Source organism: Pandoraea pnomenusa (assembly GCF_040391475.1).
Taxonomy (GTDB): domain Bacteria; phylum Pseudomonadota; class Gammaproteobacteria; order Burkholderiales; family Burkholderiaceae; genus Pandoraea; species Pandoraea pnomenusa_C.
This window is the reverse complement of sequence record NZ_JBEBXS010000005.1, coordinates 182072-195430: the sequence shown is the minus strand read 5'-3', so window position 1 is coordinate 195430 and position 13359 is coordinate 182072. Positions and strand designations below refer to the sequence as shown.

At 66.6% G+C, this 13359-nt stretch carries 13 protein-coding genes; all 13 read left to right on the top strand.

Features of this window, described 5'->3' with window-relative positions; genetic code table 11:
* Positions 1–47: 47 nt before the first annotated feature.
* The 13 genes from ahpF to ABWO90_RS07975 all read left to right on the top strand — a co-directional run bounded on the left by ahpF (position 48) and on the right by ABWO90_RS07975 (position 13343).
* Complete coding sequence (gene ahpF, locus ABWO90_RS08035) at positions 48–1634, top strand: alkyl hydroperoxide reductase subunit F (RefSeq protein WP_353190681.1); 1587 nt, start codon at positions 48–50, stop codon at positions 1632–1634.
* A gap of 366 nt (positions 1635–2000) precedes the next feature.
* Positions 2001–3647: a flagellar basal-body MS-ring/collar protein FliF gene (gene fliF, locus ABWO90_RS08030; protein ID WP_353190680.1), complete on the top strand. Its 1647-nt coding sequence runs from the start codon at positions 2001–2003 to the stop codon at positions 3645–3647.
* Positions 3631–4650, top strand: coding sequence for a FliG C-terminal domain-containing protein (locus ABWO90_RS08025; protein WP_353190679.1), 1020 nt, complete (start codon positions 3631–3633; stop codon positions 4648–4650). Before fliF ends, ABWO90_RS08025 begins: the two co-directional genes overlap by 17 nt.
* Entirely contained in the window at positions 4647–5381 is a 735-nt protein-coding gene (locus tag ABWO90_RS08020) for a FliH/SctL family protein (protein ID WP_353190678.1), read from the top strand. The genes ABWO90_RS08025 and ABWO90_RS08020 overlap by 4 nt, the downstream gene beginning before the upstream one ends.
* On the top strand, positions 5378–6679 hold the full coding sequence (locus ABWO90_RS08015; protein WP_353190677.1) for a FliI/YscN family ATPase: 1302 nt from the start codon (positions 5378–5380) through the stop codon (positions 6677–6679). The genes ABWO90_RS08020 and ABWO90_RS08015 overlap by 4 nt, the downstream gene beginning before the upstream one ends.
* Positions 6676–7245: a flagellar FliJ family protein gene (locus tag ABWO90_RS08010; protein ID WP_353190676.1), complete on the top strand. Its 570-nt coding sequence runs from the start codon at positions 6676–6678 to the stop codon at positions 7243–7245. Before ABWO90_RS08015 ends, ABWO90_RS08010 begins: the two co-directional genes overlap by 4 nt.
* Positions 7233–8654, top strand: a complete 1422-nt coding sequence (gene fliD / locus ABWO90_RS08005) for a flagellar filament capping protein FliD (protein ID WP_353190675.1) — start codon at positions 7233–7235, stop codon at positions 8652–8654. The genes ABWO90_RS08010 and fliD overlap by 13 nt, the downstream gene beginning before the upstream one ends.
* Positions 8655–8688: 34 nt before the next feature.
* Entirely contained in the window at positions 8689–9066 is a 378-nt protein-coding gene (gene fliS / locus ABWO90_RS08000) for a flagellar export chaperone FliS (RefSeq protein ID WP_353190674.1), read from the top strand.
* Positions 9059–9358, top strand: a complete 300-nt coding sequence (locus ABWO90_RS07995; RefSeq protein ID WP_353190673.1) for a hypothetical protein — start codon at positions 9059–9061, stop codon at positions 9356–9358. The genes fliS and ABWO90_RS07995 overlap by 8 nt, the downstream gene beginning before the upstream one ends.
* On the top strand, positions 9348–10643 hold the full coding sequence (locus ABWO90_RS07990; RefSeq protein WP_353190672.1) for a flagellar hook-length control protein FliK: 1296 nt from the start codon (positions 9348–9350) through the stop codon (positions 10641–10643). The genes ABWO90_RS07995 and ABWO90_RS07990 overlap by 11 nt, the downstream gene beginning before the upstream one ends.
* Positions 10640–11584: a FliA/WhiG family RNA polymerase sigma factor gene (locus ABWO90_RS07985; RefSeq protein WP_353190671.1), complete on the top strand. Its 945-nt coding sequence runs from the start codon at positions 10640–10642 to the stop codon at positions 11582–11584. The genes ABWO90_RS07990 and ABWO90_RS07985 overlap by 4 nt, the downstream gene beginning before the upstream one ends.
* Positions 11581–12453: a motility-associated protein gene (locus ABWO90_RS07980; RefSeq protein WP_353190670.1), complete on the top strand. Its 873-nt coding sequence runs from the start codon at positions 11581–11583 to the stop codon at positions 12451–12453. Before ABWO90_RS07985 ends, ABWO90_RS07980 begins: the two co-directional genes overlap by 4 nt.
* Complete coding sequence (locus ABWO90_RS07975) at positions 12450–13343, top strand: OmpA family protein (RefSeq protein ID WP_353190669.1); 894 nt, start codon at positions 12450–12452, stop codon at positions 13341–13343. Before ABWO90_RS07980 ends, ABWO90_RS07975 begins: the two co-directional genes overlap by 4 nt.
* The last annotated feature ends 16 nt before the right edge of the window (positions 13344–13359 follow it).

Below are 13359 nucleotides of genomic sequence, written 5' to 3'. Positions count from 1 at the left end.
GAAGCCCTCGCTCGCCCTTTTTTACCCAATCGAGACGGATAAACGCCATGTTGGACGCGAACCTCAAAGCTCAGTTGCAAACGTACCTCCAGAAAGTCACGCGCCCGATCGAGATCGCCGTGTGGCTCGACGATAGCCCCAAGGCGGCCGAAATGAAGGCGCTGGTCGACGAGATCGCTCCGCTGTCCGCACAGATTCAGGTGGTTGCCCGCGACGATGCCGGCGAGCGCCGTCCGTCGTTCGCGATCGGCACGCCGGGCGAGGCGCCGCGTATTCGTTTCGCAGGGTTGCCGATGGGCCACGAGTTCACGTCGCTGGTGCTGGCGCTGCTGCAGGTGGGCGGTCACCCGGTCAAGCTCGACGACGACACCATCGCGCAGATCCGCGAACTCGACGGCGATTTCCGCTTCGAGACGTACATCTCGCTGTCGTGCCAGAACTGCCCGGAAGTCGTGCAGGCACTCAATGTGATGGCGCTCATCAACCCGCGTATCCAGCAGGTGACGATCGACGGCGCATTGTTCCAGGGCGAGGTTGAAGCGCGTCAGGTGATGGCGGTGCCGACGGTGTTCCTCAACGGCGAATCGTTCACGCAAGGTCGTACCAGCGTGAAGGAACTGCTTGCCAAGCTCGACACCGGCGCTTCGGCGCGTGCCGCGAAGGCGCTCGAGAACAAGCCGGTCTATGACATGCTGATCGTTGGTGGCGGTCCCGCAGGGGCGGCGGCCGCGATCTATGCGGCACGCAAGGGCATCAACACGGGCGTGGTTGCCGAGCGCTTCGGCGGTCAGGTGCTCGATACGATGGCCATCGAGAACTTCGTCTCCGTCACGCACACCGAAGGCCCCAAGTTCGCCACGGCCCTCGAGCAACACGTGAAGACGTATGACGTCGACATCATCGACACGCAACGCGCCGAGGCGCTGATTCCGGGCAAGATCCACGAAGTGCATCTGGCCAGCGGTGCGGTGCTCAAGGCACGTGCGGTGGTGTTGGCCACCGGGGCACGCTGGCGCGAAATCGGCGCGCCGGGCGAGCGCGAGTATCGCAATCGCGGCGTGGCGTACTGCCCGCACTGCGACGGCCCGCTGTTCAAGGGCAAGCGCGTCGCGGTCGTCGGCGGCGGCAACTCGGGCGTGGAAGCGGCCATCGATCTTGCCGGCATCGTCAAGGAAGTCACGTTGATCGAATACGGCGCGCAACTGCGCGCTGACGAAGTGCTGCAGCGCAAACTGCGCAGCCTGCCGAACGTGCGCGTGTTGATGAACGCACAAACGACCGAGATTCGCGGCGACGGTCAGAAAGTGAACGGTCTCTCGTATCTCGACCGCGTGTCGGGCGAGACGTCGACGATCGCGCTGGAAGGTGTGTTCGTGCAGATCGGTCTCGTGCCGAACACCGAGTGGCTCAAGGGCACGGTGGCGTTGTCGCGTCATGGAGAAATCGAAGTCGATGCCAAGGGCGCGACGTCGGTGCCGGGCGTGTTCGCCGCAGGTGACGTGACGACTGTGCCGTTCAAGCAGATCGTGATCGCCGTGGGAGAGGGCGCAAAGGCATCGCTCGGCGCGTTCGAGCACCTGATGCTCAGCTCCGTCGAAGACGAAGCGAACGAACCGCAGGCCATCGCGGCTTGACACCGGGCGGCCCGAGCGGGCCGCCAACCCCATCGAGTCTTAACGGATCGGCCTTACGCAGTCGTCGTATGGCCAGCGGAAGCCCTCACGCGTGATGCGCGTGAGGGCTTCTTTCATATCTGCCCGTGTGTCATCGATTTCGGGGTGTTGTTAATGGGAAATCGCACATATTCGCTTTCCCGATACAGACGATGCCCAAAGAGCGTGGAGATTTTCGATAGTCGGCGAATTCGTCGACAACATGTGTCCCTTCAATCGACAGACGACGCCTGAGGCACCCGCTTCGAGCGTCAATCAGGTATTCGCCGGTGGATGGCGGCCGGATTTCGATCCGTGCCAGGCATGACCGGCAAGATGAATGGACATATGGGAATCGACAACTTCTTGCGCACACTGAGTGACGCCGGCAGGCGATCGCGTGAGCGGTGGCAGAAGTGGCGCGCGCAGTCGACCGGCCTCGGCGCACCGTTGCGCAGCGCGCTGCCGATCGTGCTGGCGGCGGCTGCCATCACGGCGCTCACCGTGGCCTGGTACGCGCGCGACGCGGGCTATGCGCCGCTTTTCGGTCAGCACCAGCGTGTTTCGATCGAACGGGCGGCGGAGGTGCTCGACGCCGAGCGGATTCCGTTTCGCATGCATCCGGAAACCGGCGCAATTCTGGTGCCGCACGACCGGCTCGGCCGCGCGCGTCTCGCGTTGGCCGCCAAGGGCGTGACGCCGGAGCTGCCGCCGGGGCTGGAGCTGGTCGATCGCGACGAGCGTCTGGGTGTGCGCCAGTTCGTGCAGGACGTGCGCTTTCGCCGTGGCCTCGAAGGAGAACTGTCGCGCACCATCATGTCGATCGACGCGGTGGACGCCGCCCGCGTGCATATCGCGCTTGCGCCGCAGACATCGTTCGTGACGAATACGAAGGCATCGGCGAGCGCGTCGGTACTGATTTCGGTGCGCCCCGGTCAGACGCTTGCGCCGCAACAGGTGAGCGCCATCGTGAAGCTGGTGGCCGGCAGCGTCAACGGCCTGTCGACGGAGCATGTCGCCGTCATCGATCAGCACGGCACGCCGCTCACGGCGAATCTGGATCTGGACGAGGCGATGCACGGCGAAGCGCAAGCGCGCACCCGTTCGCGCGACGACGCGCTGCGAAACGTGCGGGCGCTGCTCGACGGCATTCTCGGTGCGGATCGCTATCGCGCGAGCGTGAGCGTCGATCTGGACGAGGATGTCGTCTCGAACACCACGGAAGCGCTTGGCGCCGAGCCGCGCGTGATGCAGGAAGCCGTGCGCGAAGCGCGTGACGAAGACAACGTCGTTGGCGGCGTGCCGGGTGCCATGAGCAACCGTCCGGTCGATGCAGCGCCGCTGCTGGCCGGCGAGGGCGGTGCCATGCGCACCACGTCGTCCACTCGCCAGTTCGCCTACGACCGCTCGATCACGCAGACGAAGCGTCAGCGTCCGCGCGTGCGTCAGATGCATGTGGCTGTCATGGTCGACGCGCAGGCCGCGCCAGGCGGCAATGGCTGGACGAGCGAGGCGCTTGCCGATCTGGAGCGCACGCTGCGTGCGGGCGTCGGCATCCAGCCGCAGCGTGGCGACACGTTGGTGCTCAGCGCGCTGCCGTTTGCGCCGTCCCAAGCCGTGTCACCGTTCGGCGTGCCCGACGCCGAACCGGGCGGGCTGGCGCTGACGGACAAGCAAAAGCAATACGCCGCAATCGCGGCCGGGGCGCTGCTCCTGATCGCACTGGTCGCGTGGGCGATGCTGGCCCGGCGAGCACGCCGGCGCAAAGCGGCCGTTCAGGCCGCCGAGGCCGAGGCGCGCGAGCGTAGCCGACGCGAAGCCGAGCTGGCTGCGCAGCAGGCAGCGCTGCCCGCCTTTGCGCGCGATCTGCCGCCAACGTCGGACACCTCGTTCGACGCCAAGCTCGAACGCCTGGGCGCGCTGGCGACGAGCGAACCGGAGCGCGTCGCGCAAATCATCAAACACTGGATCGTTTCGCATGCTGCCTCCCGCTGATACTTCCGCGCTGACGCAAATCAACGGTGTCGACCGCGCGGCCGTGCTCTTGCTCTGTATGGGCGAATCGGCCGCTGCCGCCGTGATGGCCCAACTCGCCCCTGGCGAGCTCTTGCGCGTGGCGCGCGCCATGTCGCGGGCCGGTAGCGTCAAGAAACACGACGTGCACGCCATCGTCGATCAGTTTCTCGACGCCTGTACCGAGCACGGCGGCGCCAATGCCGCACCCCGCGCGTATCTGGAGCGCTCGCTCTCGGCAGCGCTCGGCGAGGGCATCGCGAGCAACGTGCTCGACGGCATCTACGGCGATCGCGTGCGGCCCAAGCTCGCGCGCCTGCAATGGGTGAGCGTGGCCAGACTGGCCGACGTGCTCTCGCGGGAGCATCACCGGATGCAGGCGTTGCTGCTCGCCTACCTGCCGGCCGAACTCGCGGGCCAGTTGTTGCGCGCGCTGCCCGACGCGCAGCAGGAGGCGTTGCTGCTGGAGACGGCGCAGCTCACGCGTGTCGATCGCGAATTGTTGGCGGATCTCGAAATGATTGCCGACCGATGCCTTGCCGGACTGTCCGCAGACAGCGCCGATGTGCCGGGGGCACGGCTCGCTGCCCAGATCATCGGTCATGTGCCCGACGAGCAGAAGCGGCTGATGGCTGTCCTGCGCGGGCACGACGTGGCGCTGGCCGAGTCCGTCGAAGCCAGCATGTATGGTTTCGACATCCTCGCCCACCAGGCGCCCGAGGTCCTCGATCTCGCCGTGGCCGACGTGTCGATCGAGACGTGGGCGACGGCGCTCAAGGGTACGGATAACCATTTGCGTCAACGCGTACGAGAGCGCATGTCGCGTCTCCAGGAAGATGCGCTCGCGCAGGCAATGCAGCGTCTGGGTGCCGTCTCTGCTGCGCGCGTGGAAGCCGCGCGTGCCGAGATCATGGCGACGCTCCGGACGCGTACTCGCGAAGCGGAGATGACACTGCGGCTGGCTGACGGTGAGGTACTGGAATGAAACAGCACCGTTTCGGCACGAAGGCCGATGCAGCGGCCCAACGTGGCTGGCTGCCGCTGCAACCCGACATGGCGACCGTGCGCGCGCAGGCTTATGCCGAAGGGACAGCGCACGGCGAGGCACAGGCGCGCGAGGCGGTCTGGCAGGCGGCGTTCGAGGCGGGCCGCGCCGAGGGCGAACAGGCTGCGCAAACGCATTGTCGCGCGTCATATGCCGCGCAGTTGCGCGACGAGCTGGACGCAATCGCAGGGCCTGTCGCCGCATTGCAAGCCGCTTGCGACCAGGCGCGTGCTCGCCTTGCCGCTGGCGCACTGGCGGTGATGACGGACGTCACGTCGCGCGCCGTGCAGGCCGTCGTGCAGCGGGAGCTGCACACGGCGGGGCCGGACATCGATCGCGTCGTCCATCGCTTGATCTCGCAGTTGGGTGCGGGCGGCAGCGTGACCGTCTACATGAATCCGGAAGACGCGCAGGCGCTCTGCGCGCGTGTCGGCGTGGAGCCGCCCGGTGCGGGATGGCAGATCGTGTCCGACGTGGCGCTGCCGCGCGGCGAGAGCCGCGTCGACGTCGATGGTCTTTGGTACGACGCCGGGTGCGAAAGCCGCGAAGCGGCCGTGCGCGAGATCACCCGCGAGCAACTGAGCAAATGGGTTGACCTGTCGATCGCTGGGACCGCCGGGACCACGGGGATCGCTGGCGACGAACCGATTGTCGTGGTGAGTTCGCGATGAACGACCGGATTGCACCCGCGAGTCCCATGGCGTTCGTCACTCGCGCCAATGGCTCGGTCATCGAGGCGCGCGGCCAGCGTTTCTCGCTTGGCCAGTTGTGCCGCGTCGAAACCGCAGCAGGACGCTGGATCGATGCCGAAGTGGTCGGCTTCGCGGATGGCGTGCTGCATCTGTTGACCTATGCCAGCGTCGCCGATATCGCACCGGGCGCGCGCGTGCTGCCGGGCGGAGGCGGGCAGGCACCCGACATCGGAATGGCATGGCTGGGACGCATTGTCGACGCGTTCGGCCACCCGCTCGACGGCAAGGGCCCGCTACGTGGCGACGCGCGGCTCGATACGCGTTGCACGCCGCCCCCGCCATTGGCGCGACGCGCGATTTCCGAGCCGCTGTCGGTCGGCGTGCGTGCGATCGACGGGCTGCTGAGTCTTGGCAAGGGGCAGCGCGTCGGACTCTTCGCAGGCAGTGGCGTTGGTAAAAGCGTTCTGCTGGGCATGATCACCCAGCGTACCGAGGCGCAGATCGTCGTGGTCGGGTTGATCGGCGAGCGCGGGCGCGAAGTCGGCGAGTTCGTGACCGAAACGCTCGGTCGGACCGGGCTCGCCAAGGCCATCGTCGTCGCCGCGCCGGCCGACGCTCCGCCAGCGCAGCGCATGAAGGCCACGGAGCTATGCCACGCGATTGCCGCACACTTCCGCGATGCGGGGCACGACGTGCTGTTGCTCGTCGACTCGCTCACGCGCTACGCGATGGCGTGTCGCGAGGTGGCGCTCCTGCTCGGCGAAGCACCGGCGGCGCGCGGCTATCCGGTGTCGGTGTTCGCACGTCTGCCGCGGTTGGTCGAGTGTGCGGGGAATGCGTCGGGCGACGGGAGCCTGAGCGCGATCTACACCGTGCTGGCCGAGGGCGACGATATGCAGGACCCCGTCGTCGACACGGCACGCGCCGTGCTCGACGGCCACATCGTGCTCTCGCGCGAGTTGGCGGACGCGGGCCATTACCCGGCCATCGATGTCGGCGCCTCGGTGAGCCGGTGCATGACGCGCGTGGTGGGCGCACGCCACGCCAGCGCGGCCAACGCGTTCAAGGCGCAGTGGCACGCCTATCGTCAGATCCGCGAATTGATCCCGTTGGGGGCGTACGTGCCCGGGGCACACGCGGAAACCGATCGCGCTGTGTCGCGATACCCGGCCATGTGCGACTTTCTGCGTCAGCAAGGCGGCAAGGGTGAACAGGGGAGCGATGGCGACAACTCACCAGACGCCTTGTGCGACCGGTTGGAGGCGCTTTGCCGATGACACCGAAACCGTCGAGGGCGTTGTATGCCCTGTTGTCGATGCGAGACCGCGAGCTTGACGCCGCGCAGCGCGAGGGGCGGCTGCTGGCCGAGCGGCAGATACGGCTTGCGCGAAATGTGACACAGCTCACGCAGTTATATCGCGCCGTGGCCATCGGTGGCGGACGCGCGCGAGCACACAGCTTTCAGAACCGCGCCGATTACAAGCGCACGCTCGTCGACATGATCGAGACGCAGCAGACCCCGTTGGCCCAGTTGGCGCGCAGGCAGTCCGCGCTCGCGCAGGCCGTGCGCGAGGCCCAGCGGCGCCGCGAAGGTGTCGCGACGCTCGTCGCCCGACACGAGGCGTCTGCGCGTGAAGCGCAGCGACTTTGCGAGGCACGAGAGCAGGTCGAGCAGGCGTTGGCCATGTGGCAGAGAGGCAGGGGCATGCCCGCACGAAATGAGGACATCACCTCAACCGAACGCGTTGACAAATGCCGCTCGGCGGTCGCTTTGCTTGGGGAAACGGCGCACGTCGCGTCGCGTGCCTATCCCGAACCAGGAGTTGCCCCATGCTGCAAGTGAAAGAACGTATCGAGAAGCTGGCCCAGGACGTTGCCTCAAATCGCATGCGGGCGGAGTTCGGCCGTCTCGGCAAGGAGAAGACCGACGCCGAGGCTCGCCAGAAGGGCATCACCACGCTCAAGGAGGCATTGGGTACCTTCGAGAAGCAACTGCGACGTCTGGGGGAGAGTGCCGACCTTCGGCAGCACAAGGCTACCCAGTCGAGCGACGAGGCGTTTTCGGTCAAGCTGGAAAAGGGGGCACAGCAACTCGATTTCGACGTGCGTGTCGAGCAACTGGCAACCGTGCATCAGGTGCAAATCCGCGACGCATCGGGGTTGAGCGGCAGTGTCATCACGTTCGGCAACCCGCCCCAAACCGTCGCGCTCGATGTTTCGGGGCTGGATTTGACAACTCCCGAAGGCGTGAAGGCGCTCGCGACGCATCTGAACGAAAACCCCGCACTCAAGGGGGTGCTTCGCGCTGACCTGCGCCATGTGCCCGGCAGCACGACGCCGCATCTGCTGCTCACCGCCACGAAGTCCGGCGAGGCCGCAGCATTCACGTTGGAGCAGAGCGCGCAGGCGCCGGGTGCCAAACCGCTCTTCGACGTGCTCGCAAAGGGACAGGACGCCGTCGTGGTGCTCGGCCAACAACGTGAATCGTACGCAAGCAACGAGATCACGCTGTTCACTGGCGTGAAGCTATCTCTGAAGAAGAAGCAGGCCGTTGGCGAGACCACGCGGGTGTCGATCTCCCCCGACATGGAAGGCACCGCAGCGAATCTGGGCACGCTCGTAAAAGCGTACGACGCGTTGCGAAAGCAGCTCCGCGAGTTGATGGACCCGGGAACTCCGGGGGCGTCGGCCTCCCTTGAAGGCGAAGAAAAGGGCACCGACGTCAAGCCATCGGGGCCGTTCTACGCGGACGCAGGCGTACGTGCCCTGTTGCGCGACCTCGAGCGCCATTTCGAGCGCCGGACGACGATCGACGGCAAGACCTTCGATCCTTCGGCGTTCGGCGTGAAACGCAATGCAGACGGCTCGGTGAGTTTCGACCAGAAGCGCTTCGAGGCCGAATATGGAAAGGACCGGGAACTGCTCGCCAAGTGGTTCGGCGAGAGCGCCGACGTCATGAAACGCGACACCGGCGTGGACATGGACAAGCAAGGCGCGGGCATGCGCCTCGCCGTGCGGATTCGTGAGTGGACGGACGAGGTCACCGGCGTGCTCAAGCACCGCACCGACAGCGACGAGATCGTCTCGCGCCGGATTGCGGAACAACAGGAGCGGCTGAGCACGCGCTTCCGTGCGCTGGTCGAGCGATACACGCGCGAGTTCGCCCGCGCGGAACAGGTTCGCCAACAAATGAACGAGACACGCAGCTTCGTCGACGCGCTCTTCAGCAGTGGGCGCAAATCCGACAGGTGACGCGTGAGCGCATCTTCAAGAGACTGAAACCGTCATGACTTACCAACAATACCGGGCGTCGGACCTCGACGCCCGCATCGCCGGCGCCACGCCGTTGCAATTGATGCTGATCGTGCTCGATGGCCTGCTCGACGAGCTCATGCGCGCACGGGCACATATCGAGCACGCGCGGCACGAAGCGCGCCTGCGAAGTGTCACGAAGTGTCTGAATCTCCTTAACGGTCTGGCGTCGCATGTCGATGCTGCCGACGGTCCGGACGTGACGCAGTCGCTTGCGAAGGTGTACGACTTCTGCATGCGAGCGGTCGCGCAGGCCAGCGTCGAGGGCGACGTCGAAAGACTCGACGAGGCGACGGCCGTCATCAGGCAGTTGGCCCAGGGCTGGCGCTCACTGGAGGCGCACCGTGGCTGATGTGGCAACGTTCCGGGGACTGGCGCACGATCTGCGGCGACATTCCGCAGCTCGCGAGTGGGACCTGCTGCAGGCGACGGACGCCCTGCTGCGACGTGCCTGGCAACGCGCGCCCGCGCCCGGTGCGCGCGCCGAACCGCTCGCCCGTGCGATGGCCGACGCACTCGCGGCGCACGATCAGGCTTATCTGCTGACGCAACGCGCGGCCACCGACGCACGCCGACGCCTGTCAGGACTCGGCCCATGGCGCGAAGGTGTGCTCGGCTATCTGAGGATGAACGATGATCGCTGAGTTCACACCACTGGCAACGATTGTCGGTCACGGCTCGCCGTGCGTGTCGTCGAAAGCTGGGCAGCATGCGACGTCGAGAGACGACTTCTCGCGTCCCGGGGACGTCGCGATGATGACCGATTTCACCGCGACCCTCAGCCGTTCGCTGGCGGCAGCGCCGGACGCTTCCGAGCGCCACCGTCTCGCTGCAGTCGACCCCGACACCGAGACGCCTGCGCAGGCGACGCCGCCTGATGCAGTGGGCGTGTCTGTGCCGATCGCCGAAATTGAAGCGACTCCGGTTCTGTCGGAAGTGTCGATCGGCGTCGATAGCGCCGTGCAGACGTCAACCGGCAATGGGATCGCCACGTCGACCGACGTTGCGAGCCAGTTTGAAGAGGGCGCGAACAATGGCACGCGTACGCCGGCTCTCGTTCCGGACGACGGGCGAGCACATGCACTGCGCGACCACTTTCCCGACGACTTCACGTCGCCGTCGATCGAGACGCTGCTTGTTGCTCATCGGCACCGAATGCGCGGCGCGCTGGAAACGCGAGCCGTGGCACCAACGGTGACGGCAACCAACGACGGTGACATGTCGTCGGACGCTCACCTTGTGCAGGCGACTGAGCGTCCGACGTCGACGCGTGCGGCATCGGTACAGACGTTGCTGCCGGGCACGGGGCGTCACGGCGGCTCGCTGGCGTCGCTCCTCGCGATGCCCGCGCCAGTGTTCGACACGGAGCGCGGCACGCCGCAGCCGCCAGTTGTCGATGATCCATCGAACCCGATCGTCCGCGGCGCATTCCCCGGCCAGTTGTCGGCGAGCGCGATCGTTCGCGATGCCCTCGGCGCTGCGACGCAGGGCGAGAGAATCGGCGCTCATGTGATCGCTGGCGACGGCGCAGCTGTGGCTCGCACATTGGCCGAACGCGTGTCGTCAATGACGAGCGAGGGTGTGCACGAGGCGCGCCTGCGATTGATGCCGGACGAACTCGGCGATATCGACATCGTGGTGCGTAAATCGGCGATGCAACTGCGTGTGACGTTGCAAGTGGCGCGCCCGGAAGTGCTCGGTCTTGTGCAGGGGACTGCGGCGTTGCTGCGCGACATGCTCTCGCAGCGACATGCCGGAGAGGTTCACGTGAGCACGGGCGCCATGACGGGCTTCGACGGCGACGGCGCGCCGGGGGATACATCGAAGCGACGCCACAGCGAACTGCCGCAGGACGACGCGAACCCGGGACTGGCGCTCGGGGCTTCCGCGCACGGGGGGCTCGTTGAACAAGGCGTCTTCCGCCTATGACCGGGCTGACCTACGGCCCGGCGCCGTACCCGAGGCCCGCAGGAGCCGATGGACGGCAGGCGGATGCGCATCGCGATGACTGCGCCGGCCAAACCAGCCGCGCCGCGGCGTTCGACACCGCCGGTGACGGCAACGCGGTTGGCGATACGGGGGGACGACGTGCCATGCCGATGGCGTCGCAGGTGGTACATCCGACCGTGCCGGTCGCCGACGAACAGGCGCGCGTGCTGCGCCTGATGCCGGTGGTTGCGCGCATCGTTCGATCGCTGGCACCGCAGACGACGGTCGCCACGGCCCAGGACGACATGACGCAGATCGCGCTCATGGCGGCGCTCGACGCCGTTAGGCGCTATGGCCCCCCGGACGAGCGCTTCGGCGCATTCGCCGCGACGCGCATCCGGGGGGCGGTGCTCGATGAGCTTCGGCGCCTGGACTGGCGCCCGCGAACGCTGCGTCAAGCGTCGCACCGACGTCGCGACGCGGTACGGGACCTGACCCGAACACTGGGGCGCCCGCCCACCCGCGAGGAGCTGAATGCGCACGTCGACATGGACGAAGCCACGCTCGAAGCAGCGGAGATGGCCGAACATGCGGAGAGCCTCGCGAGCTTCGATCAGTTGCTCGCGGATGGTGGCATGGCTGCCAGCGAACGGCTTGTCGAGCGGCGCAGCCCGGAGGACCTGATCGCCACACGGCAGAGTCTTGTGCGCTCGTTCGCGGTGCTCGGCGAGAAGGAGCAGCGCGTCGTGCAGCTTCACTACGAATTCGACCTCAATCTCGAAGAGATCGGCGAGGTGCTGGGCCTGACCCGCGCCAGGATCTGCCAGATCCATCGAAGCGCTCTCGGAAAGATGAGATCGGCCATGCAGGAAACCGCGTCCGGAGGCGCGCGCGACAAGCGCGTACCACAACGCAATCGTGAAACGAGGCAAGGGAAATGATTCTACTGGCGCTTGGGGCGACGATTATCGTCGCCAGCGTTTTCGGCATGTTCTGGCTCAATGGCGGCCAGTTCGGCACCATCTTTCATCTGAACGAGTTCGTGCTCGTGGTCGGCACCGCGCTGGGGGCGTTCCTGCTGGGCAATACGTCACGGGTGCTCGGGGACTTGCGCGCCGTGGTCGCGGCGGCCATCCGGCGACGCCGACACGGCGAGGCGTTCGAGCAACAGTTGCTCACGCTGACGTACACGCTGCTGCAAACGTCGTCGCGCGACGGCGTTCGCGCCCTGGACGAGCATCTCGACGATCCTGGACGCAGCAGCATCTTTCAACGCAATCGCCATGTTCTGGCCAACGCGAAGCTCGTGGATTTCACGGTCGATGCGTTGCGCGTCGCCGCGCTGAGCAAGGGCACACGCGGCGAGCTCGACAGCCTGCTCTCGATGGAGATCGAGAGCCGCGAACGTCGCATGATGCAGCCCGTGCGGGCACTGAACAAGCTGGCCGATTCGATGCCGGGCTTCGGCATCATCGCCGCCGTGCTGGGGCTCGTGCTCGCCATGTACGACATCGGCGCGGGCGAAGCCACGGCCACGGTCACGCGTCAGGTCGCCGTGGCCATGGTCGGCACGTTCTTCGGCGTTTTCGCGTGCTATGCGGTGCTCAGTCCGCTGGCCAACCGCCTGTCGCAGTCGGTCACGGTCGAGATGACCGGGTACGAGTGCGTGCGCGCGGCGCTCGTCGCGTTCATGAGCGGGAAGTCGCCGCTACTCTCTGCCGACGCCGGACGTCGCATGCTGCAGTATGGCGCGTTGCCCAGCTTCAGTGCACTCGAGGGCTGGGCGCGGCGCGCCGGGGACGGGCAATGAGCTCGCGGCGTGCCCATGCGGCGGAACATGACGAGTCCGGTGGTGCCTGGAAGGTGGCGTTCGCCGACCTCTGCCTGGTGCTGATGTGTCTGTTTGTCGTGATGTGGGTGCTGGAGCGGCGGGTGTTCGAGGCGCCGCAATCGGCCGAGATCAAGGTGCTTGATGCGTTGCAGGCCGCCGGCGCACAGCCGTCGTCTTCCGATTTGCCCGGCATTGCCACCCAAGCGTCGGGCGTGCCGGTTGCCGGGCTTCCCAGCGGTCAGTTCGAGTCGCCCGCCGATCTGGTGCGCCTTGCCAGCGCCGTACAGCAATTGAGCGAAGCCGCCAGACTTTCCGATCATGTGAGTACCTTCATCACCCCCGACGGCCTGCGCGTGCGCCTCGCCGATTCGGAGGCGCTGGGCCTGTTCGAGCGCGGTAGCGCGAAACCGTCGCCCGCTGCGACATCGCTGCTCTCGCGCATCGGTCACCTGTTTGGCGGCATCGACAACGCGTTGATGATCGTGGGTCACACCGACGCTGTCCGGTACCGCATGACCGGCGCCGACAGCTACACCAACTGGCACTTGTCGTCGGACCGGGCGCTTGCGGCACGCACGGCGCTGGTCGCCGGGGGACTGCCGCTGGAGCGCGTGCTGATGTCCGTGGGCATGGCCGACCATGCGCCGCTGCGACCCGACGACCCCACGGCAGCGGCGAACCGCCGTATCGAATTCGTTGTGCTCACGCAGGCGAGGGCCAGACAACTGGCCATGATGTTCGGGGCGACGCACGCCAGCGAAGTCGTCCTGACCGGACGCGACGCGCAGAGCGACGCCGCGGCCATCGCGCAGGGAGCGGCAAGCTTAACAAGCGAGGCCGACGCGTCGCCTGGTGCGAGTGAACCGTAATTTTCATGGAGCTGAC